Source organism: Mycolicibacterium aurum (assembly GCF_900637195.1).
GTDB classification, from domain to species: domain Bacteria; phylum Actinomycetota; class Actinomycetes; order Mycobacteriales; family Mycobacteriaceae; genus Mycobacterium; species Mycobacterium aurum.
Map to the genome: position 1 here is coordinate 1,008,289 of NZ_LR134356.1, position 26,883 is coordinate 1,035,171.

Below are 26,883 nucleotides of genomic sequence, written 5' to 3' on the forward strand. Positions count from 1 at the left end.
GCGTGACCACACCCGCGATCTCCCGCCGCCAGGCGCTGGCCATCCTCGGACTCGCCGGCGGCGCCGTCGCCCTCGGCCCCGTTCTGACGGCGTGCGGATCATCGAGCAAAACCAGCGCGCTCGGCGCCGACGCACCGCTGTCCGGGAAGTTCGAGGGCGTCACCCTCAAGCTGCTCGTGAACCAGCCACACGTGACCTCGTTCCGCGACGTCCTGGCGCCACGCTGGAAGGAGGCGACCGGCGGCACCCTGGAGGTGACCGCCTCGCCGTACGATCAGCTCACCAGCAAGCAGATTCTCGACGTGCAGAGTGGCACAGGCGAATTCGACGTCTTTGACTACTTCTACTTCGGGCTGGGTGATCTGGTCGACGCGGGCGCTCTCACCGACCTGACCGAGTGGATAGACGCCAACGGCAACGAGATCGGCGTCGGTGGGTACCTGCCGTCGATCTACGACCCCTACACGCTGCTCGACGGCAAGCGGTACGGACTGCCCTACGACGGCGACATCCACATCCTGTTCTACAACCAGGAACTGTTCGACCGGTACCGGGTCGAACCGCCGACGACGTGGGACGAGTACGACGAGGTCGCCGCCAAGATCACCACCGACGCGCGCGGTGCCGCCTACGGTGCCATCGTCTCCGGCCAGCAGGTACCGATGATCCTGGGCTGCTCGTACATCAACCGGCTCACCGGATACGGCGGAAACCTCGTCGACGAGAGCGGCAAGCCGGCGTTGACATCCGAGGCATCCATCGCCGCTCTCACGCACCTCGTCGCCGTCGCGCCCGTCGCGTTGCCGACACCGCTGCAGATCGGCTTCGACCAGGCCAACTCGGCCTTCCTGGCCGGCCAGGGCGCCCTGCTGGACACCTGGACCGACATGGCGCTGCGGGCCGAGGACCCGACGGCGTCGAAGATCGCGGGACGCTGGGGTGCGGTGTCACTGCCCGTCGGCGGATCCAACACCACGCCGCGCACCGCGCTGGACGCCGGATTCGGCCTCGGTATCTCGACCGCGTCGCAGAACACCGAAGCCGCCGCGGCCTTCATCAACTGGGCCACCGCCGCGCCGCAGAACCTGGCCGTCTCCTCGACCGCGGGTGCAGGCATCGACCCGGTTCGCGGCGAAGTGCTGGACTCCGACGGCTACGCCCAGGTGGTCACCAAGGCGATCGACCCGATCCGCGCCGGCCTCAACGGTTCCCCGCTGGTCTGGCCGAAACAGGCCGGGGCGCCCAAGTTGCTGCAGGACCTCGTCGACCAACTCGCGCTCGCCATCGACGGCACCCAGACCGTCGAGCAGTCGCTGGACAACGCGCAGAAGAGCTGGGAGAGCGCCGCGGTATGACCCGGCGGATCCCGGTGTGGCTGGCCGCCCCCGCGATCGCCGGACTCCTGCTCTTCCTGGTGTACCCGACGGTCTACCTGGTGGCGCTGGCACTGACGAAATCGTCGCTGGCTCACCCGCTGCGCACCTTCACCGGCGGCGCGAATGTCGCCACGGCGCTGGCCTCGCCGGCGTTCGTCCCGTCGCTGTGGAAGTCCACGCTGTTCGCCGTCGTCGTCGCGGTGGCCACCACGACCCTCGGCCTCGGTCTGGCCCTGCTGCTGCGCCACCGCGGCAACGGTTTCGGTGTCGCAGGCGCATTGTTCCTGTTGCCGTTGGTGACTGCACCCGTGCTGGTGGGCGTTGCGTGGAAACTGCTGCTGGCCCCCGTGGGTGGTGGTCTCGCGGATGTCTTCGACGCGGTCGGCCTGGCCGGGTACAACCCCCTCGGCACCGGCGTCGGCGCGCTGATCGTGTTGATGCTCATCCATATCTGGCAGTGGACCCCGTTCGCGGCGCTGATCGCCTTCGCCGCGCTCGGCGTCGTCCGACCGGAGCTGCTGGAGTCCGCCCGCGTCGACGGCGCCGGACCGTGGCGCACGTTCACCACCGTCACGTGGCCCGCCATCGGCCCGACCCTCTGGGCGGTCGCGGTTCTCGAGCTCGTCATCGGCTACAAGGTGTTCGACTCGATCGTCGTCATCACCGCGGGCGGACCCGGGTTCTCGACGTCGTTGTCTCCCTTCGTCATCTACCAGACCGGGCTGCGGGGCAGCTTCGACATGGGGACCGCGGCGGCTCAGACGCTCATCTTCGCGGTGGTCGTCGGCGCCGTCGCAACCGTTGCCACGACGCTGCGCAGCCGGGCGCTGAAGGCCGAACGGTGAAGGCGCGCATCGCGCTCGTCGCCGCCCTGGTGGTCGCGCTGATTCCCATCGCCTATCTCGCCTCGCTGGCCGTCCGGCCCGCCGACGACGTACTGAACTCCAGCCTGTTTCCCACCTCGTGGACGGTGCGCAACTTCGTCAAGGTGTTCGACACCATCGAGCTGGGCACGATGCTGCAGAACTCCTGGCTCACGGCGATCGGGGCTGCACTGCTCGCTGTCGCAATCGCGGCGCCTGCAGCGTATTTCACCGCCCGCCACGTGCGGGGCGAGGGTCTGCTGACCGTGCTGCTCGCCAGCTACTGCGCACCGCCGATCGTGGCCGTCATCCCGCTGTTCTTCCTGCTTCGCACCGGCGGGCTGACCAACAACGTCGGCGGGCTCATCCTCGTCAACGGCATCGCCAGTGTGCCCGTCGCGGTGTGGCTACTGGACGGCTTCGTGCGCCGCATTCCCGTCGAGATCGACGAGGCCGCCGCCATCGACGGGCTGACCCCTTCCGCGACGTTCGGCAAGGTCGTCGTCCCGCTGCTGTGGCCCGGCATCGTCGCGGCGCTGCTCGTCGTGTTCTTCCTGAGCTACAACGACTTTCTGTTCGCCGTCTATTTGGCCGTCACCAAGGAGAGCCAGACACTGACGGTCGGGCTGTCGCTGTTCCAAGGTGACCGCACGGTGCAATACGGGCAGCAGGCCGCCGCCGGTCTGCTCGGAGTCGTACCGGTTTACGTCCTCGCGCTCACCGCCCAGCGCTATCTGGTGGGCGGACTGACCACAGGAGCCACCAAGTGAACGCAGTCGAGATCTCCCAGATCACCAAGTCGTTCGACTCCCCGACGGGAAAGGCGACCGTGGTCGACCACGTCAGCCTGAGCCTGCCCAAGGGGTCCATGACGGTGCTCGTGGGGCCGTCAGGATGCGGCAAGTCCACCACATTGCGCATCGTCGCCGGCTTGGAGACCGCCGACACCGGCTCGGTCCGGATCGGCGACCGAGACGTCTCGGGTGCGACGCCGCGGGAGCGGGACGTCGCGATGGTGTTCCAGAACTACGCGCTGTATCCGCACCTCACCGTCGAACGCAACATCGCGTTCCCGTTGCGCAACAGCGGAGTTGCGAAATCCGTTGCTGCCGAACGGGCGAGGCTGGCAGCAGAACGCGTCGGGATCACCGCACTGCTGGACCGCAAGCCGCGCCAACTCTCAGGCGGACAGCAACAGCGGGTCGCGATCGCCCGCGCACTGGTGAGGACGCCGGCGCTGTTCCTGTTCGACGAGCCGTTGAGCAATCTCGATGCGAAGCTCCGCGTTGAATTACGTTCGGAGATCCGGCGTCTGCAACAGGAGCTGGGCATCACGGCGCTCTACGTGACCCACGACCAGGAAGAGGCGATGACGATCGCCGACCAATTGGTGGTCCTCGAGGCGGGGACCATCGCGCAGATCGGCACGCCGGAGGAGCTCTACCGGCGCCCCGCCAACACCTTCGTTTTCGGCTTCATCGGCTCGCCCAGCATCAACCTCATTGCCGGCGCTCTCGTGGACGGTGCGTTCGAATCCGGCGGTGTGCGGTTCAAGGTACCCGCTGCCGACGGGGCCGCCGTGACCCTGGGCGTGCGGCCCGAGGATCTGATCGTGGTGCCACACGAACACGGCAACGGAACCGTGGAGCTCGTCGAGTTGATGGGTCCCCGTTACGTATTGGTCGTGCTGGTCGGAGCGAGCCGGCTGACCGCCGTGGTGGAGGCCGCGGTGGTGGGCGGCTGGGGATCGACGCCCGTCCCAGGAGACACGGTCGCGGTGGACATCCGCAGCGAGCGCATCCACCTCTTCGACACCGAGTCCGGGTTGCGGATCTAGCGTTCGGTGCGGCCGATGCCCCACGCGTACGGCGGTGGTGTCTCGTTGACTGCATACGCGCCGAGCACTTTCGCCTTGAACAGCTGCGGATTGTGTGACGCCACGGTGCGGGCGTTGCGCCAGTGCCGGTCCAGGCCGCGTGCCGTCGACGTGGCCGATGCACCCAAGGTGTCGAACAATCCCGACGCAGCCTCGATGGCGAGCCGCGACGCGGTCAGCTGAGCCGCTGCCGCCTCCAGTTCAGTGCGCTCCACCGTCTCCGCGAGGTGCGCGTCGTCGGCGTCGGCCGCCGCATCGATCGCGGCGGCAAGCCGGAGCGCAACGGCCTCTGTCGCATATGCCGCAGCCCAGATCTCGCCCACCCGGCCCAGCACCTGAGCGTCGTCGCGCACGCGCGCCGTGCTGGCATGGGAGTAATTGCGTTCGCGTTCCTGCACTTCGCGCGTCACGTCGGTGAGGATCGCGCGCGTGATGCCTGCCAGCGTGGCCACCAGGTTCAGCTGGTACAGCCCCGTCTGGTACGGATGGCGCCGGTCGAACGGCACCACGTCGTCGGCGTGGGCGTCGGTGAACTCGGTGGTGCCCGTCCCGGTCCCACGCTGCCCGAAGCCGTCCCAGTCGTCGTGGACCACCACACCCGGCTGGCGGGTGTCGGCCAGTGCGATCGCCCACCCATCGCCCTGCTTGACGTACACGTCGGCCCACTCGGCGAATATCGTTCCGGTGGTGTAGAACTTGCGGCCGTTGACCAGATACCTGCCGTCGACGAACGTGACCTCCGTCTGCGCGTCGCCGATGGCTGTCGAACCCGTCTCGGTCCACGCGTTGCCTGCGATCTCGCCGGCGACGAACCGGGCGAACCACCGGCTCTGGTCCTCACCGCGGCGGTGCCGGAACACGGTGTCCTCCACCAGGACGAAATGTCCCCGCAGTGCCTGCGCAAGGTTGGCGTCGGCGGCCACCAGGTCGATCCACAGCGCGGTGATCTCCGCCCAGTCCAGACCCCACCCGCCGAACTCGACGGGCACCCGCAGTGCCCCGAAGCCCGACTGCTTCAGCGCGGCCACGGCCTCGACAGGCAACACCCCGCCGAGCTCGCGCTCACGGGCGCCTTCGGCGATCCCCTCGAAAACCGGGGCGAAATGACTGCGCGCCTTCTGAAGCCGCTCGGCGGCGATATCTGTCATGACGGCACAGTCCAACAGGACACCCGGAGGATGCACCGATTTGATTCTGCGAGAGCAGAATGCGGTGCCTGAGCAGCGTCGCGCCGTACGGTGTGCCAGTGTCTCGCACCCCCTGGACCACGCCGCTGACCAGTGCCGAGAGCGACCGCTGGGATGCCGTCGCCGACGAGATCGGCAGGCAGCTCGCCGCCGACGTTCTCGACAGGGACAGGGCAAACCGGGAACCCGAGGCCGAGCTCAAACTGCTCAAGGAGTCGGGACTGGCGAACCTGCTGATCCCCGCCGAGTTCGGCGGGCACAGCGGGCACTGGTCGACCGGTTTCCGGGCGGTCCGCACGCTGGCCCGCTACGACGCCTCCATCGCACAGATCCTCAGCTATCACTACTGCAACCAGGCCAGCATCGTGTTCTTTGGTGACGCTTCGCGGTGGGAGCACTGGTTCACCTCCTCCGCGCACGGCGACTGGCTGTGGGGTGACGCGGTCAACCCCGTCGATCCCGACCTCACCCTCACCACCGACGGCGACGGTTACCGGCTGAACGGCCGGAAGCGGTTCGCCACGGGCGCCTCCAGTGGCGACGTCACGTTGGTGATGGCGTCGACCGGTGAGGGCGTGCTGGCGTTCGTGCTCGAACACGACCGCGCAGGCGTCGAATTCGCGGGTGACTGGGACGCGCTCGGGCAGCGACTGTCCGCCAGCGGCAGCGTCGACTACACCGACGTCCGCGTCGGCCCGGACGACATCCTCGGCGACGTGGGGGAGGAACCGTATTCGACACTCGTCACGCCAGGCGTCCAACTCGGATTCGCGAACCTCTACCTGGGCATCGCCGAAGGCGCACTCGCGCGGGCCCGCGAGCTGACGCTGCAGCGCGGGGGCGCATGGCTGCTCAGCGACGTCGCGCACTATTCACGGGATCCGTTCGTGCAGAGAACGTTCGGGGAGTTGCTGTCGCGCTCGGCTGCCGTCGAGGCACTCGCGGATCGGTGGAACCACCGGTTCGACGTGGCCATCGCCCGCGGCGCGGACATCACCGCGGCCGACCGGGCCGAGGCGGAGATCGGGATCGCGCGGCTGAAGGTGGTGGCCACCGAGACCGGTCTCGAGGTCGCGCACCGCGTCTACGAAGTGACGGGATCGAGCTCGACCCTGAGCAAGGTGGGCCTGGACATCTACTGGCGCAACATCCGGACGCACTCCCTGCACGATCCGCTGGACTACAAGAAGCTCGAGGTCGGCGCCAACTATCTGACCGGCGCCCTGCAGCCGATCACGCTGTACACCTAGCGGTATCCGGCGCCGCTAGATCTGGCCGTGGCGCGGAGGCGGCGCTCCGGTGAGTGCGTAGCGGCCGATGTGCTGCAGCTTCCACCGAGTCGGGTCGTGCAGCGTATGGGTGCGGGCGTCGCGCCAGAACCTCGACAGATTCTCGGACGCGGACGCACTTCTGGTGCCGCCCAAGTCGAACAGACCGCTGGACGCGTCGAGGGATGCGCGCACCGCCGCGACCTTGGCCACCGCGACGGCCACCGATGCCTGTGCCGCCGACTCCGGCCCGGGGTGGCGGCCCGCGGCGTCGACCTGACGCGCGGCTTCGGCCAGCAGTGCCTGTGCCCCGCGCACCTGGACTGTCAGCTCACCTGCCACGTTGACCAGGGTGGGATCCTCGGCGGCCGTGTCGGTGCCGGCCTCGAAGTGAGGTCTGGCGCGGCCCGCCTGGCGTACCCCTTCGGCGAGTGCCCCGGTGGCGATTCCGACATCGATCGCGCTGTGCCACAGCTGTGCGCGGGCACCGTAGGTGGTCGGATTCGCGAAGATCGGCGTGAACGGCACCACGTGCTCGCGCGGAACCACGACATCGGCGAGCGTCACCGTCCCCGATGCAGTCGTGCGCTGTCCCATGCCGTCCCAGTCGTCGACGATGTCGACCCCGGCGGTGTCCGGCGCGACGAACGCGACCGCCTTCGGAGTGGACGCCTGCGGTGGCGCACCCGAGCCGTCGGCGACCGATGCACGCACCACCACCCAGTCGGCGAACAGCGCCCCGGTGGAATAGAACTTCCTGCCGGACAACACGTATGAGCCGTCCGGCTGCGCCACCAGCGTCGTCGTGTCGATGTCGATGGTGTGAGGGCCGCGCTCGGACTGCGCGTTGGCCAGCAGCGCGCCTGCGAGCACCTGCGGGTAGAAATAGGACTTCTGGCTGTCGCTGCCCTGCAGCCGAAGTGCCTCCAGAAACGTGAAATGCGAATGCGGGATCTGGGCCAGCGACGGGTCGGCATGGGCGATCGTGCGGAACACCTCGGCGACGACAGTCGCGGGCGCGTCGATGCCGCCGTATTCCGTCGGCACCGTGATCGCCAGCAGCCCCGAGGCCTTGAGCGCCTTCACCTGATCATGGGGCAGTGACCGCTGGGCGTCGCGGTCGGCCGCCTCGCGGTCGAACGTCGCGCCGAGCTTCGCAGCGACGTCGAGGGCTGCGTCGCCCGACGCGACGACGCTCACCGCGCCGAACCCACGAACGGGATGGACGCCGGGCCTGCGGTGCTCGCACCGCCCTTGAACAGTCCGCGCTCGCGCAGTATCGGTACGACCCCCTCGCCGAACCAGAACAGCTCCTCCAGGTGCGGGTAGCCCGAGAAGATGAACTCGTCGATGCCGACGTCGACGTACTCGGCCATCCGGTCGGCCACCTCGGTGTGGCTGCCCACCAGTGCGGTACCCGCACCTCCACGGACCAGGCCGACGCCGGCCCAGAGGTTCGGGGCGATCTCGAGCGACCGTGCGTCGCTCCATGTGCCGTTGCTGCGGTGTTCCTCGTGCAGTGCCAGCATTCGCCGCTGCCCCTCGGACTCGCTGCGGTGCAGGCCCTTCTGCGCGTTGGCGACCGTCTCTTCGTCCAGCGCGGCCACGAACCTGTCGGCCTGCGCCCACGCCTCGTCAGCCGTATCGCGCGAAATCGTATGCAGCCGAATCCCGAACCGAACGTCGCGGCCCTCCTTCGCCGCGAGCCCGCGGATCCACTCGACCTTCGTGCGCACGGCCTCCGGCGGCTCGCCCCATGTCAGGTACACATCGGCATGCCGGGCCGCCACGGGACCGGCTGCAGGCGAGCTGCCGCCGAAGTACAGCGGCGGGACCGGATTCGGCGGTACCGCAAGGGCCGCCTCCTCGACGTTGACGTGCTTGCCCGCCAACGTGACCGTCTCGCCCGCGAAGAGCCCCCGAACGACGTCGAGGAACTCATCGCAGCGGGCATACCGGTCGTCCTTGCTGAGGTGGTCGCCGAAGGACCGCTGCTCGTGCGCCTCGCCGCCGACCACGACGTTCAACAGGATGCGGCCCGGCGCGTGCCGCGCGAAGGTGGCCGCCATCTGTGCCGACAAAGTCGGGCTGACCAGCCCCGGCCGGAACGCCACCAGGAACCCCAGCGATGTCGTCTCCCGCGCCAGCAGCGCCGCGGTGACGAACGCGTCTTCACACCACGCGCCGGTCGGGATCAGGGCGCCGGTGAAGCCGAACGTCTCCGCCGCCCGGACGATCGACGCCAGGTAGTCGATGGAGGCGTCGCGGTCGCTGTGCGCGGCGCCGGCGGGCAGGCCGTGGCCGCCGCCGACGATGAACCGGCTGTCTCCGTAGGTGGGCAGGAACCAGTGCAATTGAATCGACATGATGCTCCTAACGACTGTTCGGTTGTGACGCTACCGAGGCCGACGACGACGGCAGCGTGGACGGACGCTCGACGATCGTCGACAGCGGCCCGCCGACGCGGTACCGGGCTCCCCGGTGCTCGTCGGGTAGTCGGTCACCCCGGCCGAGCAGCTTGTTGCGCAGTGTGCCGGGTGCGTATTCGGACTGGTAGGCGCCTCGCGCGGTGAGCTCTGGGACGACATGCTCGATGAATTCGGCGAACGAGCCGGGCGTGATCGCGTAGGCCAGGTTGAAACCGTCGACGTCGGTCTCGTCGACCCACTCCTGAAGCTGGTCGGCGACATGTGCGCCCGACCCGACGAAGCGGGGCCCGATGCCGCCGATCTTGCCCCACTCGGCGATGTCCCTGATCTGCCACTCCCGGCCGTCGGGGTCGGCGGATTGGAACGCGGCGACCGCGGACAGGATCGCGTTGGAATCCACGTTGCCGACAGGTTCGTCGAGGCCGTAGCGCGCCAGGTCGACACCCATCCATCCGGACATGAACGTCAACGCGCCCTCGGGATCTCCGTAGGACAGGTACTCGGCGTGCCTGGCGTGGGCCTCATCGTCGGTGGCGGCGGTGACGACCGTGGAGAGGGTGAAGATCTTCACCGCGTACGGATCGCGCCCGGCGATCTCCAGCTCGCGGCGGATCGTCGTGACGTTGTCGCGCAGGATCGCCTTGGTGGGGGCCGCGGTGAAGATCGCCTCGGCGTTCTCCGCCGCGAAGCGAACACCCCGCGGCGACGCCCCCGCCTGGAAGATGACCGGGGTGCGTTGCGGCGACGGTTCGGACAGGTGGATGCCCGGGACGCTGAAATGCGTTCCCTCATGCCCGATGTGGTGCACTTTGTCCGGATCGGTGAACACTCCGCGGGCGGTGTCGCGAACGACGGCGTCGTCCTCCCACGAGCCCTCCCAGAGCTTGTAGAGAACTTCGAGGTACTCATCGGCGTGGTCGTAGCGGGCGTCGTGCGCCGGCTGATCGGTCTGGCCCATGTTGCGGGCGGCCGAGGGGAGGTAGCCGGTGACGACATTCCATCCGACACGCCCTCCGGTGAGGTGGTCGAGGGTGGAGATGCGCCGCGCGAACGGGTACGGGTGCTCGAACCCGGTCCCGGTGGTGACCCCGAATCCGAGGTGCTCGGTGACGTGCGCCATCGCCGAGACGAGCAGCAGCGGATCGTTGACCGGAACCTGCGCGGCCTGGCGCACCGCGGCCTCGTCGCTGGCCCCGTAGACGTCATAGGTGCCCAGGACGTCGGCGATGAAGAGGCCGTCGAAGCGCCCCCGTTCCAGCAGCGTGGCCAGCTCGGTCCAGTAACCGAGGTCCTTGTAGCGCCACGACTGATCCTCGGGGTGCTTCCACAGACCGGGGGACTGATGGGCGACGCAGTTCATGTCGAATGCGTTGAAGCGGATCACTCGGGTCACCGCGAAAGGGTGCCCGCTCCGATCGGCCGGGTCGCGGGTTTGTCTCAGCGCGATCGGAATGCCGAGTTATCGCGAAATATCATTCCGGGCTGTTGCCGCGACCGCGATCGCGACCCGGAATGATATTTCGCGGGGTCTGGGCGCCCGGGTCAGCGCTTGAGGAAGCGCGCCAGGCTGTCGTCGAGCTCGTCCCACCATGTGGTGTGCGGCGGCGGACCCACCGTGCCGGTGCACGGGGAGGCGAAGGATTTGTCCCGGTAGCCGGTGATGCTCGCCTCCTTGTCGTGCTCCCAGGTGAAGAAGTGCTGCCGGACCAGGTCGATGTCGAACGCCGAGTAGTCCGACAGTGTCATCAGGTCGCGCACGTAGTCGGTCTGGAAGTCGATCTGGCCCGCCACGCTGTCGACCTCGGCGTACTTCGCCAGCCACGCCGCCACATCGGCGGCCATCGTGTCCGCGTCGGGGAGCGGAAGCCTCCCCAGCACCACGTCGCGAGCGAGGAAGGCCTGCGGGTCGAACATGTTGAACGTGTAGAACTGGTCCTGCATCCCCAGGTACATCAGCTTCGGGTTGGCCGTCCACACCACACCCTTGTAGAGACCGGCGGGATAGAGGTTGTTGGTCGTCTTCAGCCGAAGTGTGGGATCGATGAACGGGAAGTGGTGCTGGTAGCCCGTGCACAGGATGATGGCGTCGACGTCGCGGTGGGATCCGTCGGCGAAGTGCGCGGTGCGACCGTCGACATGCTGCAGCGCAGGCACCTCGGTGATTCCGTCGGGCCAGCCGAATCCCATCGGCGCGTTGCGGTAGGCGATGCTGACCGAAGCCGCACCGTATTTGAAGGACTGCAGCGCGATGTCCTCGGCGGAGTAGCTGCTGCCCAGGATCAGCAGATTCTTGCCGGCGAACTCGACCGCGTCGCGGAAATCGTGGGAATGCAGGATGCGGCCGGGGAACGATTCGAATCCGGGATACTCGGGCACGTTCGGGGTGGAGAAGTGACCGGTCGCGACGATGACGTGATCGAAAGACTCGGTGCGCAGCGTGCTTTCGCCACTGTCGCAGGACTCCACCGCAACTGCGAAGGTCTGGGTTGTGTCATCGAAGGAGACGTTGCGTACGGCCGTGTCGAACTGGATGAACTGGCGCACATTGCTCTTCTTCGCGCGCCCGGCGATGTAGTCGAAGAGCACCTCCCGTGGTGGGAACGAGGGGATGGGGCCGCCGAAGTGCTCGTCGAAGGTGTAGTCGGCGAACTCCAGGCATTCCTTGGGGCCGTTGGACCACAGGTAGCGATACATGCTCCCGTGCACCGGATATCCGTGCGCGTCGAGCCCGGTGCGCCAGGTGTAGTTCCACAGCCCGCCCCAGTCGCTCTGCTTCTCGAAACACACCACCTCGCCGACGTCGACACCGTCGAGACGAGCGAGCTCGAAGGCGTGCAGCTGCGCAAGGCCGCAGGGGCCCGCTCCGATCACTGCAGTCCGGGACATGGGTTCCTCCTTGGTGTCGTCATGAGCGGGGACGGGTCTTGTCGGGGTCGTAGAACGGGAACGTGGTGACCGTCGCGGCAATCCGCTTGCGGTGGCCGTCGAGCTTGCCGACCTCCACCGCGGTGCCCGGTTCGGCGTGCTGAACGGCGATGCGGCACAACGCGATGTTGGCGTTCAGGATGGGGGACCGGACGCCACTGGTGACCACGCCCACCTGGGAGCGGCCGATGTGCACGCAATCTCCGTGTGCGGCGACCTCGTTGCCGGCCAGGCGCAGCCCGACCAGGGTGCGCTGTGGGTGCGCCTTGCGCTCGATCAGCGCGGCCCGGCCGACGAAGTCGTCGGCCTTGGTCTTCAGCGGCACCGTGAAGCCGATGCCTGCCTCGAACGGGTCGGTCTGCTCGTCGAATTCGTTGCCCGCGGCCACCAGCCCCGACTCCACCCGCAGCAGCTCCAACGCCTCGAGTCCGAGCGGTGCCAGCCCGTATGCCCGGCCGGCATCCCACACCCGGTCCCAGAGCGCTTCGGCATCGTCGGGATGCACCCACACCTCGTAGCCCAGCTCGCCGGAGTATCCGGTGCGCGACACCAGCACTGGCGCACCCTCTGGACCGCCGAGCCGGCCGATCAGGAAGCGGAACCACCCGAGATCGCGCAGTGCCGGCTGCCCGGGCGGACTCCAGATCAGGTCGGCCAGCAGGTCTCGGCTGGACGGGCCCTGCACGGCGATGTTGTGCATGTGGTCGCTGGAGTCCTTGATCCACACCTGGTGCAGCCCGAGCCGCTCGGCCTGGGTGCGCAGCCAGATGCCGTCGTACGGATCGCCACCGACGACGCGGAAGTTGTTGTCGCCCAGCCGCAGTACGGTGCAGTCGTCGATGACACCACCGGTGTCGTTGCACATGGCCGAATAGACGACCTGGCCGCGGGACAGCTTGCGGATGTTACGGGTGAGGCCGGCCTGCAGCAGAGCTTCGGCGTCGGGGCCGAGCACCTCGAACTTGCGAAGCGCCGACAGGTCCATCACGGCCACGCGCTCACGGCACGCCCAGTACTCCTCGTGGGGCCCGTAGTTGTCGAAACTGGTGGGCAGCCAGTAGCCCCGGTATTCGGCGAAGTTCGTCGTCAGAGCGCCGGTCCGGGACGCGAACGCGGTGGGCTTGGTCAGCACGGGCTGGGAGTCCGGGGTCAACCGGTGTCCCACCGCCACAGAGAACCTCCTGGTGGAGTCGTAGACGCGGACGTGGATGTCCGTGGGCATCCAGGCGTTGGACGGGTCGATGTCGTCCGGACACGCCGAGGAGGCGCAGACCAGATCGGTGGACGCCCGGAACAACACGTAGTCACCCGGGCGTGACCATGGTTCGTCGGAGATCAGCTGATGCTGGGCGTCGAAGGCCGTGTTGTAGAACAAGTTCAGTGCCGGCCAGCCCTGCCGGGGCGCGACGCCGAACCGGTCGAGGGTGGCGTTGAAGTTGTCGGTGCAGTTCACATGCCCGAGGTAGCCCATGTCGGCGTAGTACTTGGCCGTGCAGGCGAGCGCGAAGGTGTCGTGGCGTCCCACGGTGTCACGCACCACCTCCACCAGTGGGCGTGCGCGGGAGTCGAAGAACTTTCCGGACAGCCCGGGCTGCGGGTAGGCGCCGCCGCCGATCGTGCGGGTGGTGGTGGCGTCCAGCCCGAACTCGGAGCCGTCGCCGAGCGCCCGCGCGTCGAACGCTAGAAAATCCGAACACTGTTGTCCCGCAACGTCGATGATCTGGATGAATTGGCCGGCCCTGACCTCGTACGACGATGCCGTCGCGGCGTCGATGCGCATGTCGAACAGCGGCTCGGCCAGCGGGGCGGGCAGCTCCTGGACTTCGGCGCGGCGCGGGTCGGCGCGGCGCACCTCCACCCACACCTCCGACGGCGGGTTGGGCTCCTCGCTGACCAGACTCATCGGGCTCGCGGGTACGGCCACGAGCACCACGGCATCGCCGTCGACGTCGAAGCTCACCCGGGAGCCCGCGGCGGAGTCCGGTCCGAACAGCAGCGCCGCTCGCGAGTCCTGCTGATCGATGCCGTGTTCGGCCAGCAGCGACACGATACGGGCGGCAGCGTAGCCGTTCTCGTCCTGCCCCGGCACCAGTCGGCGCAACACCGTCGCGGCCGAGTCCGGGGTCGCCATGGCGACCGCCCGCGGGTCCGAGGCGAGCACCGTCAGTTCCGCGGGCTGGCGCCCGTAGTGGTCGATGAGCTCCAGCCGGTCGCCGACGAACACCTTGATCGCCGTCACCGACCCCGGGCCGACCCGAAAGCGTTCCACTACAACGAGATCAGGGCGCAAACGAGCGGTAGCCGACATAGAACGCCAGCGCCCGGGTGGGCGTGGAGAACAGGATCCGTGAGCCCTTCGGAAAGAAAATCGCATCCTTGGCCTTGGCAATCTGGGTTTGCCCGGTGTCGACGTTCTCCAGCCGGAACTCGCCCTCCAGCACGACCTTCATCTCGTCGTAGTCGTAGTAGTAGTCCAGCGGAGCATCGGTGTTGCGAAGCTCGAAGTAGCCCGAACACATCGGCACGCCATTGGGATTGGCGTAGACATCGTCGATGAAGCCCTCGGTGCCCGGGTACTGCTCCAGAGACATCTGGGGCAGGGTCTGCCAGAAACCTGATGTCACCAGGAACGGCGGAACGGTGGTACTCGTCATGGGACCTCCAGCATGATCTCTTTCGAGGAAACATCGTCTGATAGGAGGAAACCATGGGTGCGTTTCGCGGAGATTACTGACGAGTTTCTCCGCCGCACCAGAGTCGAGTCAGACCATTTCTTTCTTGGTCAGCCACCGCATGATCGGCCAGCCGACGAACACCGGCAGCCAGCACGTCAAGATCCGGTACAGCAGCACCGACGGCACCGCCACGGCGGCGGGCACCCCGAAGGCCGCCAGCCCGCCGATCAGCGCCGCCTCCACGGCGCCGACACCACCGGGCGTCGGCGCGGCTGAGGCGAGCGTGCCGCCGACCATCGTGACGATGGTGACGGTGACGAAGCTGGCGTCTCCGCCGAAGGCCTCGATGCTGGCCCACAACGCCAACGCCGCACCGAGTGTGGTGGACGCACAGCCCAGCACGATCAGCGCGAGGCGCTTGGGCTCACGGGCGAGCAGGACGAGGTCGTCGAGCACTTCCTTCAGACGCGGGCGGACCGCGGTGGCCAGCCACCGGCGCAGCTTCGGGACGAACAGCGAGACGCCGATGCCACCGAGTGCGGCGCCGGCGATCAGGTACAGCACCGTGGCGCTGGGCACGAACCGCGACAGGTTCGCCGACGCACCCGCGGCCGCGCTGAACACGATCAGAAGCGTGATGTGCGTGATCACCTGCACCGACTGCTGCAGCGCCACCGCGGTGGTGGCGCGTAGCGCGCCGAGTCCCCCCTTCTGCAGGAACCGGGTGCTCAAAGCCAGTCCGCCGACACCCGCCGGCGTCGTCGTGGCGGCGAAGGTGTTGGCCACCTGCATGATCGTCAGCGTCCGGAACTTCACCTGGCCGTCGGCGCACGCCCACAGCGCCGCCGCCGCACCGAGATACTTCAGCGCCGAGACGGCCAGCCCGGCCAGCGCCCACCACCAGTTGGCCGACTGCAGCTCGGAGAAGAACGCGGGAGCCGAGCTGATGAATGGATAGGCGACGTAGACGAGCGCGACCAGCAGCACCATCTGGATGAGCTGATTGCGGGTGAACCGGGTGATGGTCGCGGCCTTGATCTTGTCTGCGCCGGTCTGCTGCTTGACCTCGTCGCGGACAGTGGACATCGCGGTGCCCGCGTCCCGCACAGATGACCGAATACGTTTGGGGACAGCGACTTTGGTAAGGCGACGGGATGCGGCCAGTACCGATTCGTGCCCGAAGACCGTGATCGCGGCCGCGACGGCCTTCGGTGCGCCGTACAGGTCGGTGGTGGTGATCAGAAGCTGCGCGATATCGGTGTGCAGCTGCGCGTCGGAGGCGCCGAACTCGGCGTAGGCGAACCCGCCGAACAGTGGGGTGCCGTTGACGACGGTGATCTCGGTGCTGCGCAGATCGCCATGGGAGATCTGCTGGCTGTGCAGCACGCCGAGCGAATCCCAGACCCGGGTGACCGGTGTCTGCTCGGCGCAGTTGCCGATCGAGGTGCCCTGAACGGGCTTGTGCGCGAACATCGTCCACCCGCGCTCCAGCGGCGCCACCGCGATCGGCGTGGTGTTGGCCATCCCGAGGTTCCCGACGGCGAGGGCCATCAGCGCCCGGTGCTCCACCGCGCGGCGCATCGAGGTCTGGATGGGTGCGGTCTCGCTGTCGCGCAGGCGCAACTTCACCCAGAACTGCCGCAGGAATCCCCCGCCACGCTGATGCGGTCCGTAGAGTTCGACGACCGCGACGCCGTTGTGTTCCCGGTCGCCGGCCGCGTCCTCGGTGGCCGTCAGCACGAGCGGCCCCTGCCCGGACGGGCGGATCACCTTCAGCGCGGACGCCCGGAAATCGCGACGCGCCAGCGCCCGCACCGCGCCGTCGAGCGGCACCTCCAGTGCGGGGGTGCCGACGACGAGGACGACGAGCGCACCGACGAACCACCCCACCGCGAGGCCCAGCAGCGAGCGCGCCGGCACCACCGCGCTGACGACCAGATGAATCGGCACGAAGGCCAGCAGCAGCGCCCACCACCAGTGCCGCCACCGAGCGGGAAGCCAGGGTCCTGACACCGTGAGCACCGCGGCGAGCATGGCGATCCACCGAGGGTCGTCGAGAAACTGCGACAGCACCGTGTCGAGGCGTTCGCTCAGGTCGAAGTGCCAGCTGGGCGCGGCGATGCCGTTACCCGTGATGGACAACGCCAGGATCGCGATGACTCCCGCGGCGGCATAGGCACCGAGCAGTTTCCACTGCTTGGCGGCGATGAGCCCGATGAAGATGAAGAACGGCAGGCCCAGGATCGCGATGCCGTAGATCAGATACACGGTGTTGGACTGGGCAGGGCTCAGGACGCCGACGATGCCGGAGATGGACCGCTCCAGTGCGTCCCACTCATAGCGGGTGATCAGCGAGCTGGTGACCACCACGACCAGGAACACGCCGGCCAGGGTGAGGCGCAGGATGTCGTTGGTTCGGCGGGTCAACGGCTGGAGCAGGTTGCCCGTGACAGCGACGTCCTGCCCGTCAACTCGCATACGGTAACGATCTCCCTGATAGGCCCGCGAGCCGCGATCGGCTCACCGACAAAATAGCGACTGTTCGGTGACAATCGGTACACGCAAAAAGGGGCGCCCCTGCCGGGACGCCCCTTTTCAGTGCTCAGGCCTACGTCACGCCTGCTGCCGAGTCGCCGCTCAGCGGACGGTCACGTAGTAGACCTTGCCGACGATCACCAGTTCCAGCCCGTCGTCGCCGCCCTCATTGACCCACTGCGTGACGTTGCCGCCGGTGCGCACACCGACGACGCCGGCCTCCGACAGCGGCGCACTGCCCAGCTTGTTGACGATGACGCGGTTACCGCCCGTCTCCAGTTGGCTGATGGTTGCCTGGGCGTCCCCGGAGCCGGACGGAGCGGCAGCGGCGGTGCCGGCCAGCCCGAGGGCGGCGGCCGAAACGCCCGAGACGATGGCGGCGGTGGCGATGACGTTCTTCATGCTGATCCCTGCTTTTCGCTTGTTGATCCTGACAGTGCCAACCGCGAGGGCCGGTCCGGCATTTCCGGTGGCAGAGATTGACCGGCGGCTGGCAGCACCGGGCTCCGGCTCAGCGGACGTCGAGGTAGAACACGTGCCCGGTGGCCGTCTGCTGGTATGTGCGGTCGTAGCGCTCGTCCATCACGGTCATGTGGATCTCGGGTCCGCGGTGGACGCTGACGACCTCGGCCTGGTCCAGCGGAACGTCGGACAGCCGGTTGACGATGACGCGGTTGCCTTCCGCTTCGAGCATGCTGATGGTCGCGAACGCGTCCCCACCGGTCGTGGGGGCGGCAGCGGCTGGGGCGGCCAGACCGATCAGCGCGGCACTCAGTCCGGCGGCGACGGTGGCGACGGTGGTGATGTTCATGACGGTGTCTTCTCTCTCGGTGTTGGGGGACATCTGAACCGGAGTGTGGACATCGGCCGGATGCGTTACACCGGACGACGAGAGGGGGCACCCCGAGACGGGGTGCCCCAACTGACGCGGAACCTCTATCGGACGGCGACGTAGACGACCTGCCCGCCGATGCCGGCGTAGTCACCGTCGTCGACGGCGTTCCAGACCGAGTCGCGGATCTGAGCGCCGGGCTGCACCGAGACCACGGAGGCACGGGTGAGCGGCGCGTCGGACAGCCGCTGGACGATCACCAGATTGCCCAGCTTCTCGAGCTCGTTGATGGTGTGGCGGGCGCTGCCCGGTCCGGCGGGCCCGGCACTCGCGGGTGCGGCCAGCCCGACCGTGGCGGCGATGAGTGCGGCGGTTGCGCCGGCAAACATGGCGGTGTGCTTCATTTCAGTTGTTCTGCTCTTCCCGTAAGCGGGTCGGAGCCGTGGAGCGAATCGCGCGGTTCTGACGTCGATCGATCGACGGGTCTTCGGTGCCTCATCCGATCTGCAGTGTTAAACAGGATTTCCGGCGATTTAATTTCAGGTGTCGGGCACCACACCCGAACGCCCACCGCGGGCCGCGAGGCGTCGCCGCCCTGCAATCTCAGCTACTGGGCCGGTCGCGAGCTCAGCCGGCGGGAGAGCCCGGAGGCGCGGGTGGCGCGCCTGCCGATCGCCGCGCGCACCGAGGACTCGGAGCCGACGACCTGGACGCGTTTCCTGGCACGGGTGACGGCGGTGTAGAACAGCTCCCGGGTCAACAGCCGAGAATCCTCCGGGGGCAGCAACACCGTCACCTCGTCGGCCTGGCTGCCCTGGCTCTTGTGGATCGTCATCGCGAACATCGTCTCGACCTCGCCCAGCCGGCTCGGCGCGAACTGCAGCGAACCGATGTGGGCGCGCAGCCCGTCCGGCGCCGCCACCACGACGCCGGTGTCGCCGTTGTAGACACCGAGGCCGTAATCGTTGGCGGTGACCAGCAGCGGACGGCCGGGGTACCACGGCGCCCACGTCGGTTGCCCCGTCTGGTCGGCCAACCAGCGCTCCACCCGGCGGTTCCACTGCGTCACCCCGAACGGACCCTGGCGGTGGGCACACAGCAGCCGGTGAGTGTCGAGGATGGCCAGCGCCGTCCCGGCGTCACCCAGCAGCGCGGCCTGACGCAGTTCCGCCGCCCGCGCGACCAGGCTCGGCCGCAACGCCTCCGACGGGTCGTCGGTGTCGAGCCAGGAGATCCTGTCCTCGCCGGCGCGCAACAGATCGACCGCGGTGTCGGCATCGCCGCTGCGGATCGCCAGCGCCAGCGCACCGATCGTCTTGCCGAACCGGTGCGACGTCCGCAACTCGACCACCCCCGTCGCTTCGCTCGCCCCGGTGCCGAGCCCCTCCACCAGGTCGGCCAGCACCGCGCCGGCGTCGACCGATGCCAGCTGATCGGGATCCCCGACGAAGATGAGACGGGCGTCCGGACGCACCGCCTCCAGCAGCCGGGCCATCATCGTCAGCGACACCATGGACGTCTCGTCGACGACGATCACGTCGTGGGGGAGATGGTTGTCGCGGTGATGGCGGAACCGCGACGACGTATCGGGCCGGCTACCCAGCAGCCGGTGCAGCGTGGTCGCGCGCAGGCCGGACAGCCGTCCCTGATCCACCGCGGCGAGCTGGCCGACCTCCAGGTTCACCGCCTCGGCGAGCCGGGCCGCGGCCTTGCCCGTCGGCGCCGCCAGCGCCACCCGGGGCGGCGCCGCCCCCGCGAGCTCCGCCTGCTCGGCGATCGCGGCGAGCAGCCGCGCAACCGTCGTCGTCTTTCCGGTGCCCGGACCGCCGGTGAGAACCGTCAAGCGTTGGGCCAGAGCCACTTCCGCGGCCGCCCGCTGCTCTTCCCAGCCGTCGGGGAACAGCCGCGCGAGGCCGGCGGTGCCGCCGGTCGGCGGTCGCGACGTCAGCAGCGCGAGGACGTCGTCGCACACCTGCTGCTCCTCGTGCCAGTAGCGGTCGAGGTAGAGCAGATCCGCGGATGCATCGGAGTACACCCGCAGCACCTTTCGGTCCGCCAGCGCGCTCGCTCGCACCGCCTGTAGCCACTCATCCGGCGGCGGCCACGGCAGCTCCGGTGCACCGATCTGATCCGCCACCGACCGCAGGTCCACGCACACCGAGCCGCTGCGCAACGCCCGCACGGCCAGCGCGACCGCCAGCGCCACGGTGTCGTCGTTCTCCTCGCCCAGCGCCGTCAGCCGTTGCGCGACATGGATATCCGCCGGCTCGAACAACTCCGCGAACGCCTCGACCGTCATGCCGGCACCGCCCCGGCGTCCAGCAGGTCCGACAGGGCCTCGATCAGCGCTGCCGGCGGCTGCCAGCTGAAGACCCCCGCCGGGTGTCCGTCGACCACCGGGGTGTCGGCGCCGCACATGCCGCGCACGAAGAGGTACAGCACTCCGCCGATGTGGCGCTGCGCCGAGTACCCCGTTACCCGCCAGCGCAGAAACCGGTGCAGTACAACGCAATACAGCAGGGCCTGCAACGGATAGTCCGAGTGCAGCATCGCCTCGGTCAACCGCGCCGGCTGATAGTCCGCAGAGGTCAGTGGACGCGCCGGATCGCCCAGCCAGTTCGTCTTGTAGTCCACGACGAGATACCGGCCGTCGATGCGCAGCACGGCGTCGAGCGACCCGGTCAGATATCCCTTCAAAGACTGCGCTGCCAGCATGCTGTCGGTCAGCCGCTCGGCGTACGGCGCCAGCGGGTCGCCCTGCGGCAGGTGCTCGGCAAGCAGCCTGCCGACATCGCTCAGCGAGAGCGCCGGCGGGTCCACCCGACGATCGCCGCCGGCGAGCGGAAACTCGAAATCCATCTCCCGCAACCGGTCTCGCATACCGATACGGCGCAGCGTCACACCCGGCGCCAGCGGCCCCAGCGGAGTGTCGTGCATCGGCACCAACGCGGCCGCCAGCTCGGCAGGGGGTACGTCCACCGGCCACCACAGCGAGTGCTCGCGGACCTTGGCCTCCAGCTCGGCCGCCAGGTCCGGTGCGAACGGGTCCGCGGTCTCCAGCACCGCGTGCACGATTGTGCCGAACTTCGCCCCCATCGGCAGGTCCGCCATCGGAGACGGGACCGACGGGGCCTGCGGATCGGCGGGCTCGGATCCGGGTACCTCGCCCGCCTCGTCGTCGAGCTCCACCACCTCGGGCTCGCTGCTCACCCCGGGCGACTGTTCGGCCTCGGCGGACCGGATGAGACCGGAGTACGAGGTGCGCCGCCACGACGCGTCGATACGCCGGGTGAAGTGCCTCACGTCGAGATCATCGGGTGGGCTGGGCAATTCGACCTCGACCAGCGGCGCGATGATCGACTCCTCGAGGACCGGGCCACCGGCGTCGGACCACGCGCGCAGCAGCGCCATCGCATCGGGATCGTCGATCCGGGGCGGGTCGCACCGGTCGGGCACCACCGGATCGCCCGGCGACCTGCCCCGCAACAGCCGGGACAGCCCGCCGTTGGGCTCGTCGTTCGACGGCGCCCACCACGCGACGACCTGCGACTGCGCGCGGGTCATCGCGACGTAGGTGAGCCGGACGTCGTCGGCGGCCGCCTCCCGCCGGCCCTGCTGCTGTGCCGCCGAGAAGTCGGGGCTCAGCTCGCCGCCGACGTGCAGGCAGCGGACGTCGCCGGCCGGGGAGGACTCGTGGAACATCACCACGTCCCGGGTCTGGATATTGCGGTTGAACGCGAACGGCAGGTACACGACGGGGAACTGCAGACCCTTGCTGACCCACACCGTCATGATCTGTACCGCGGCGGCGTCGCTGTCCAGCCGACGGTTGCGTTCGACTGCGCCACTGCGCATCCCGCGCTCCTGACGCTGAGAGCGCAGCCAGTCGCGCAGAGCGGGCACGCTGTAGTGCTCGCGGTGGGCGGTGTCATGCAGGGCCTGGGTCAGATGCGCGAGATCGGTCATGTGCCGCTCGCCGTCCACCCACGTCAGCACGCGCGTCCCCATACCGGACAGCTGGGCCGCCTCGAACACCGCGGCCACACCGCGATCCCGGGCGAAGTCGGCCCACTGCCGCACTGTTTCGGCGATCTCGTCGGTCAGCACATCGCCGTGGGCGGCGAGGTCCTCGGCGGTCCGGCCGAAGAACATGGTGGTGGCCGCGGCGCGGACCAGTCCTGCCCGGTGCGGCTGATCGAAGGCCTCCAGTAGGCACAGCCAATCGTCGGCGGCGGGGGAGCTGAACACATCCGAGTCGCCGGTGTAGACAGCGGGGATGCCCGCCGCGGCCAGCGCGTCGAAGCAGGCGTGCCCGTCGCGATGGCTCTCGACGATCACCGCGATGCCACCCGCCTGCAACGGTTTACCGTCGAACGTCGCCCCGCTGCCGAGGAGGGCGGCGATGTCGGCGGCCATGTCCTTCGGAATGTGCCGGCGCAGCCGGTCGATGGGGATGACACGGTCGGGCCGGGTGCCGAGCTGGTCGCGGGTCACCACCCGCAGCCGAAACGGCGCGTTGTGCGGGGCGCCCGCGAGCCGGTGCTCGGCGTGGTCGGCCTCGACCTTGCGCACCACGATCCGCCGGTCGCCCAGCTGGGCGTCGCGCATGACCGCCTGCAGGCTGTCGACCAGGGGGCCGTCGCTGCGGTAGTTGGTGCCCAGGGTCTTCTGCTGGCCCGCGGTCGAGGCCGCGTGCAGGTACGTCACGATGTCGCCGCCGCGGAACGCATAGATGGCCTGCTTGGGATCGCCGATCAGGATCAGCGTGGAGTGCCCGCTGAAGGCGCAGTCGATCACCTGCCACTGCACCGGGTCGGTGTCCTGGAACTCGTCGACCATCACGATCGACCACCGCTGTTGCATGCGCGCCCGCGCCGGCGAATCGGCCGGTTGCAGCGCGTCGGCCAGCCGCGACAGCAGGTCGTCGTAGTGCAGGATCCCAAGCTTGCGCTTGCGTGTCTCCAGCTCCGCGCACACCGCTTTCGCGAACTGCACCCGCACCGCGGGGTCGAAGCCGGGCGCCGGATCGACCGGCCGCAACTCGGTGTGCGCGGTGCCGACCACCTCGCGCGCCAGCGTCAAGGCGGCGTCGTAGGACAGCAGCGGTTCCTCGCGCTCCTGGCCGAAGTGTGCGAGGTAGAGGTCGTCGACGATCTCGGACACCAGCTGATCCAGGCTCTCGACGAGCTCGACACCGGAATCGGTGTCGCCGGCCACGCCGAGCGACCGCAGCACCAGCTGACAGAACTGATGCGTGGTGGCGATCGTCGCGGCGTCGAAACCGGCCAGCGCATCGCGCAACCGCCGCTTTCGTTCCGCCAGTTGGGTATCCGAGCCCGTCAGCAGATGGGTGATGATCTCGTTGCCGGTGACGGTCTCGGGGGCGTCGAACGCCCGCACCGCGTCCACGATCTGGGAACGCACCCGCTCGCGCAGTTCCTGGCTGGCCGCGCGGCCGAACGTGATCAGCAGCATCTGGTCCAGCGTCGCCACGCCCTCGGCGACGTAACGCGTGACGAGACCGGCCAGCGCGAACGTCTTACCGGTGCCTGCGCTGGCCTCCAGCACCGTCGTGGTGCGCGGCGCGGGCAGCGGGCCGAGCAGGTCGAAGGGCTCCATCAGTGGACATTCCTCTCCGCCTGCAGCATCGGCAGCCACAGCCGCGCGGAGAAGTCGGGCAGCCCCGCCGAGACCAAGGACTCCAGCGGAAAGTTCGGACCCCACACCCGGACGTGGGCGGGATCCTGATCCTCGCCCGGGAAGCGGCCGGACTTCCACTTCCAGCCCGCCTCCCGCATCGGGGTACCGCGGTGGTGGTCTGCCTCGGCCCATGCATAGGACGTCTTGAGCGGCAACGGGATCGGCGCGCGCCGGCCCGCGTCGTACATGTCGACGAGGTCGCGGAGCACGTCGCCGGCGGACTCGGGAGGCCCCAGCAGCCGCTCGCGGGTGCGCTCGCCCTTTCTGGCTCTGCCGATGCACACCGCCGTCCAGTCCGGCCCGGTGTGCTGGGCGGTCAACGCCACCAGCCGAATCCACGATTCCAGCAGATGCCTGCCGTCGAGCTTGGAGTATGTGACGTCCACCATCCGGTTCGCGTACAACCGGGGGACGGTACCGGTGATCCGGCGGGTGGGACCGATGCGGACGTCCACGTCGACGGCCGTCGGCTGCGTGGTGCGGTAACCCTGCGCTGCGGCCGCGAGTGCGCCTGCGCGCGCCGCGATCTCCTGGGCCCTGCGCCAGCCGAGACGCCCGGGCGGCAGTGAGCCGCGGCGCCATTCAGCCTGCTGGGCATCCGCGGCGGTCATCCCGCGCTGCATGTCGGCGAGCATGCGATCGCCGATCTTCCACTCCTGCAGAGCGTCGATCTCGACAGGCATCCCGTCCTCGATCGCGTCGACGTCCCACGGCAGTGTGTAATCCAGGGCCCGGAAGAAGCCCTTGACGGGGTCTTTGAAGAACCCGATCAGGTCGTCGAGCGCGACGTCGTCGGGAGGTGGTGGAGGCAGCGGCCGCCCGAGCAGGTGCGGCCGCTCTTCCCGGTGGCCTGCGGCAACCCGGGCCGCGGTCAGCACGGTGTGATCGAAGGTGAACGGTGCACCGGCCGGCATGCCCAGCTTGCCGGGGGTGACGTTGTCGATATCGAAGGGCTGCAACGGATGTGAGATGTGTATGTGATCGCGTACCGGTGCGCCCGCGGTGGCGTCGAGGGTGTCCAGCAGCTCGACCACCGGCACGGCAGGCGGCTTGCGCTGACCGCTGTACTCGTTGGCGCCGGTGTAGGTGATCACCAGCTTCTCGGTGGTGGCCCCGATGGCGTCGAGCAGCAGTTGCCGGTCCTCGGAGCGAATGTCGCGTTCGCCGGTCATCGGGTCGCGGGCCAGCGCGTCGTCGCCGTCGAGAACCCCGAGGCGGGGGAACACGCCGTCGTCGAGACCGACGAGGCACACCACGCGGTGCGGCACCGACCGCATCGGCACCATGGTGCACACGGTCAGCGTGCCGGTCCGGAAGTTGGCGCGGGTGGGCCTGCCCGCAAGGTGCCGATCCAGCAGCGCCCGGATGTCGGACAGCCCCAACTCGATACCGGCGTGGGTCCCCGCAGCGGCGACGACGTCGTTGAGTTCGCGTTCGAGTTGGCTGGTCTGCCACATGTCGCCATCGGACACCGCCGTCAGCGCGGCGACACCTTCGGTGAGCCTCGTCAGCCAGACATGCAACGGTGCTGTGCCGGAAAGGGATTCGACGACCTCACGGAGCCGGTCCACATAGTCGGCGAGGCGGCCGGCAAGCTCGACCCGGTTGCTGCTGACGTCGTCGAGGGGCAGCGTGGTACCCAGCCAGGCGTGGGAGTCGTCGGACATCGCCACCCCGGCGAGCACCCGGTCGATCCCGAAGCGCCAGGTGTTCTGCACGAAGTCGACGCCGTAGGGGTGACGGTGGTCGCGGTCGAACCCCCAGCGGATGTTGGCCTCGCGCACCCAGTCGCCGATCGCGTCGAGGTCGTCGTCGGAGAACGCGAACCGCAGTCGCACCGGAGCGGCCTCCGCCACGTTGAGCACCTCGCTGGCAGATGCGCGCCCACCGGCCAGCTCGAGCACCTGGCGTGCGACGCCGAACAACGGATTGGTCTGTGTCAGTGCACGATCGGCGAGCTTGACCCGCAGGCGGTGCGCCGGGTGGGCGCCCGCCACGACGTCGCCGAGGCCGAATCCCGCGACGATGAGCGGCGCGTAGGTCTCGATGTCCGGGCACATCACCAGAATGTCGCGCGGCTCCAGCGTGGGGTCGTCGGCGAGCAGACCGAGGAGCACCTCGCGCAGTACGTCGATCTGCCGGGCCGGGCCGTGGCAGCTGTGCACCTGGACGGAACGATCGGTCGGTGTGTAGGACCGGCCGGCCGGGCGCACGGCGTCGGCGCCGATGTCGGACTGCAGCCAGCCGAGCAGGGTGTCCGGCCGGTCGGCGCTACCGAGGCACTCGTCGGTCCGCGGGTCCACGGGCAGGGAGCGCTGCAGCTCACGCAGATCACGGCCGAGGGTGGCGAGCAGCGGGTGCCCGACGCCGCGGTGGGTGGTGTCGGTGCGGCGCGACGCGGCACCGTGCACGCCCCGCAGGGTGCCCCACAGCGTGTCGCTGGGATGCGGCAGCCACAGATGCAGCTCGTGATGCGCGCTCACCGCGTCCAGCAGTTCGATCTCGGTGAGCGGGAGCCGGGTGTGCCCGAACAGCGACAACCGCTCCGGCAGGTCGGCCGGCGAATCACGAAGCCGGACAAGGGTGTCGGCGTGCCGGACGTGGGGCGGGTCGGCGGCGACGCGTTCGAGCAACGCGCGGTAGAGCTCGGGTTGCCACCGCAGGTCCGCGTCGAGGCCGTCGCCGCGGCCGTCGATCCAGTCGATCAGCAGCTGCGGGCGTTGCCGGGCGTAGGAGGCGAACAGCCCGGCGAGGCGACGCGCGACGGCGTAGCGCCTGCCCTGACGGAGCTGTTTCTCCTCGCCGTGGGCGAAGTGGCCGAGGTGGGCGGCAAGGGTGGCGCACCACGGTTGGTCGAGGGAGCTGTCGATGACGTCGAGCAACGGCCACACCATCGTGTCCGGCGCCCAGGGGTCGTCGTCGTCGGTCCCGGTCAACTCGGCGATCAGCGACCGCGGATGGCGGAACGTCACCCCGGCGCAGATCCCGTCCTGTGCGTTCCCGATCCCGAGGATGTGCGAGAGGCGCTGACTGAGCCATCGCTCGGTGCCCCGCGCCGACACCAGCACCAGGTCCTCGGCGAACGGATCGGCCGGCGGGGTGGCCAGCATCTCGCCGAGGCCGTCGGCGAGCAGATCGGTCCGGTCGGCCCGGTGCAGGTGCAGAGGCATCGGCGGCCAGACTACGGCGGGACCGGGGGCCCGTCGACGTCCGCCGT

The 26,883-nt window shown here is 68.9% G+C and carries 19 protein-coding genes; 5 read left to right on the forward strand and 14 right to left on the reverse strand.

Annotated elements, in window-relative coordinates; all coding sequences use genetic code 11:
* Nucleotides 1-2: 2 nt before the first annotated feature.
* From EL337_RS04850 to EL337_RS04865, 4 genes are read left to right on the forward strand one after another with little or no spacing between them, the layout of a single operon-like run.
* Nucleotides 3-1,355 (forward strand): ABC transporter substrate-binding protein, encoded by a 1,353-nt coding sequence (locus tag EL337_RS04850; RefSeq protein ID WP_048634962.1) that lies wholly within the window; start codon nucleotides 3-5, stop codon nucleotides 1,353-1,355.
* Nucleotides 1,352-2,221, forward strand: a complete 870-nt coding sequence (locus tag EL337_RS04855; RefSeq protein ID WP_048634963.1) for a carbohydrate ABC transporter permease — start codon at nucleotides 1,352-1,354, stop codon at nucleotides 2,219-2,221. The genes EL337_RS04850 and EL337_RS04855 overlap by 4 nt, the downstream gene beginning before the upstream one ends.
* Nucleotides 2,218-3,009: a carbohydrate ABC transporter permease gene (locus EL337_RS04860; protein WP_048634964.1), complete on the forward strand. Its 792-nt coding sequence runs from the start codon at nucleotides 2,218-2,220 to the stop codon at nucleotides 3,007-3,009. Before EL337_RS04855 ends, EL337_RS04860 begins: the two co-directional genes overlap by 4 nt.
* Entirely contained in the window at nucleotides 3,006-4,076 is a 1,071-nt protein-coding gene (locus EL337_RS04865) for an ABC transporter ATP-binding protein (RefSeq protein WP_048634965.1), read from the forward strand. The genes EL337_RS04860 and EL337_RS04865 overlap by 4 nt, the downstream gene beginning before the upstream one ends.
* On the opposite strand, the gene EL337_RS04870 is transcribed toward EL337_RS04865, so the two are convergent.
* Nucleotides 4,073-5,263, reverse strand: a complete 1,191-nt coding sequence (locus EL337_RS04870; RefSeq protein ID WP_048634966.1) for an acyl-CoA dehydrogenase family protein — start codon at nucleotides 5,261-5,263, stop codon at nucleotides 4,073-4,075. The two genes, EL337_RS04865 and EL337_RS04870, sit on opposite strands and share 4 nt — an antisense overlap.
* A 98-nt stretch (nucleotides 5,264-5,361) precedes the next feature.
* Here EL337_RS04870 and EL337_RS04875 point away from each other — a divergent pair, with 98 nt between their 5' ends.
* On the forward strand, nucleotides 5,362-6,552 hold the full coding sequence (locus EL337_RS04875; RefSeq protein ID WP_048635019.1) for an acyl-CoA dehydrogenase family protein: 1,191 nt from the start codon (nucleotides 5,362-5,364) through the stop codon (nucleotides 6,550-6,552).
* A gap of 15 nt (nucleotides 6,553-6,567) precedes the next feature.
* Here EL337_RS04875 and EL337_RS04880 read toward each other — a convergent pair whose 3' ends face one another.
* The 13 genes from EL337_RS04880 to recC form a co-directional block, all read right to left on the reverse strand.
* Complete coding sequence (locus EL337_RS04880) at nucleotides 6,568-7,770, reverse strand: SfnB family sulfur acquisition oxidoreductase (RefSeq protein WP_048634967.1); 1,203 nt, start codon at nucleotides 7,768-7,770, stop codon at nucleotides 6,568-6,570.
* Nucleotides 7,767-8,936 carry an LLM class flavin-dependent oxidoreductase gene (locus tag EL337_RS04885; protein ID WP_048634968.1) on the reverse strand — a complete coding sequence of 390 codons (1,170 nt, stop codon included), beginning with the start codon at nucleotides 8,934-8,936 and terminating at the stop codon, nucleotides 7,767-7,769. The genes EL337_RS04880 and EL337_RS04885 overlap by 4 nt, the downstream gene beginning before the upstream one ends.
* A gap of 7 nt (nucleotides 8,937-8,943) precedes the next feature.
* On the reverse strand, nucleotides 8,944-10,392 hold the full coding sequence (locus EL337_RS04890) for an LLM class flavin-dependent oxidoreductase (RefSeq protein ID WP_048634969.1): 1,449 nt from the start codon (nucleotides 10,390-10,392) through the stop codon (nucleotides 8,944-8,946).
* A gap of 149 nt (nucleotides 10,393-10,541) precedes the next feature.
* Entirely contained in the window at nucleotides 10,542-11,885 is a 1,344-nt protein-coding gene (locus EL337_RS04895) for a trimethylamine monooxygenase (protein WP_048634970.1), read from the reverse strand.
* 19 nt (nucleotides 11,886-11,904) lie between these two features.
* Nucleotides 11,905-14,193, reverse strand: a complete 2,289-nt coding sequence (locus EL337_RS04900) for a trimethylamine N-oxide demethylase (RefSeq protein ID WP_442412721.1) — start codon at nucleotides 14,191-14,193, stop codon at nucleotides 11,905-11,907.
* A 10-nt stretch (nucleotides 14,194-14,203) separates the two neighbouring features.
* Nucleotides 14,204-14,578: a cupin domain-containing protein gene (locus tag EL337_RS04905; RefSeq protein WP_048634972.1), complete on the reverse strand. Its 375-nt coding sequence runs from the start codon at nucleotides 14,576-14,578 to the stop codon at nucleotides 14,204-14,206.
* A 108-nt stretch (nucleotides 14,579-14,686) separates the two neighbouring features.
* Complete coding sequence (locus EL337_RS04910) at nucleotides 14,687-17,077, reverse strand: lysylphosphatidylglycerol synthase transmembrane domain-containing protein (RefSeq protein WP_048634973.1); 2,391 nt, start codon at nucleotides 17,075-17,077, stop codon at nucleotides 14,687-14,689.
* A gap of 159 nt (nucleotides 17,078-17,236) precedes the next feature.
* Nucleotides 17,237-17,536: a hypothetical protein gene (locus tag EL337_RS04915; RefSeq protein WP_048634974.1), complete on the reverse strand. Its 300-nt coding sequence runs from the start codon at nucleotides 17,534-17,536 to the stop codon at nucleotides 17,237-17,239.
* A gap of 109 nt (nucleotides 17,537-17,645) precedes the next feature.
* Nucleotides 17,646-17,978, reverse strand: coding sequence for a hypothetical protein (locus EL337_RS04920; protein WP_048634975.1), 333 nt, complete (start codon nucleotides 17,976-17,978; stop codon nucleotides 17,646-17,648).
* Between the two features lie 92 nt (nucleotides 17,979-18,070).
* Nucleotides 18,071-18,370: a hypothetical protein gene (locus EL337_RS04925; protein WP_048634976.1), complete on the reverse strand. Its 300-nt coding sequence runs from the start codon at nucleotides 18,368-18,370 to the stop codon at nucleotides 18,071-18,073.
* Nucleotides 18,371-18,573: 203 nt separating this feature from the next.
* Nucleotides 18,574-20,265, reverse strand: a complete 1,692-nt coding sequence (gene recD, locus EL337_RS04930; protein WP_048634977.1) for an exodeoxyribonuclease V subunit alpha — start codon at nucleotides 20,263-20,265, stop codon at nucleotides 18,574-18,576.
* On the reverse strand, nucleotides 20,262-23,585 hold the full coding sequence (gene recB, locus EL337_RS04935; protein ID WP_048634978.1) for an exodeoxyribonuclease V subunit beta: 3,324 nt from the start codon (nucleotides 23,583-23,585) through the stop codon (nucleotides 20,262-20,264). The genes recD and recB overlap by 4 nt, the downstream gene beginning before the upstream one ends.
* A complete protein-coding gene (recC, locus tag EL337_RS04940; protein ID WP_048634979.1) occupies nucleotides 23,585-26,836 on the reverse strand; it encodes an exodeoxyribonuclease V subunit gamma in 3,252 nt (1,083 codons plus the stop codon). Before recC ends, recB begins: the two co-directional genes overlap by 1 nt.
* Between the last annotated feature and the right edge of the window lie 47 nt (nucleotides 26,837-26,883).

Bases quoted from the DNA above. Each gene is read 5' to 3' on its own strand.
- EL337_RS04920 (WP_048634975.1), bottom strand. From the start codon at position 17,978: ATGTCCCCCAACACCGAGAGAGAAGACACCGTCATGAACATCACCACC.
- EL337_RS04925 (WP_048634976.1), bottom strand. From the start codon at position 18,370: ATGAAGCACACCGCCATGTTTGCCGGCGCAACCGCCGCACTCATCGCC.
- recB (WP_048634978.1), bottom strand. From the start codon at position 23,585: ATGGAGCCCTTCGACCTGCTCGGCCCGCTGCCCGCGCCGCGCACCACG.
- EL337_RS04885 (WP_048634968.1), bottom strand. From the start codon at position 8,936: ATGTCGATTCAATTGCACTGGTTCCTGCCCACCTACGGAGACAGCCGG.
- EL337_RS04905 (WP_048634972.1), bottom strand. From the start codon at position 14,578: ATGACGAGTACCACCGTTCCGCCGTTCCTGGTGACATCAGGTTTCTGG.
- EL337_RS04870 (WP_048634966.1), bottom strand. From the start codon at position 5,263: ATGACAGATATCGCCGCCGAGCGGCTTCAGAAGGCGCGCAGTCATTTC.
- EL337_RS04895 (WP_048634970.1), bottom strand. From the start codon at position 11,885: ATGTCCCGGACTGCAGTGATCGGAGCGGGCCCCTGCGGCCTTGCGCAG.
- EL337_RS04915 (WP_048634974.1), bottom strand. From the start codon at position 17,536: ATGAAGAACGTCATCGCCACCGCCGCCATCGTCTCGGGCGTTTCGGCC.
- recC (WP_048634979.1), bottom strand. From the start codon at position 26,836: ATGCCTCTGCACCTGCACCGGGCCGACCGGACCGATCTGCTCGCCGAC.
- recD (WP_048634977.1), bottom strand. From the start codon at position 20,265: ATGACGGTCGAGGCGTTCGCGGAGTTGTTCGAGCCGGCGGATATCCAT.
- EL337_RS04855 (WP_048634963.1), top strand. From the start codon at position 1,352: ATGACCCGGCGGATCCCGGTGTGGCTGGCCGCCCCCGCGATCGCCGGA.
- EL337_RS04910 (WP_048634973.1), bottom strand. From the start codon at position 17,077: ATGCGAGTTGACGGGCAGGACGTCGCTGTCACGGGCAACCTGCTCCAG.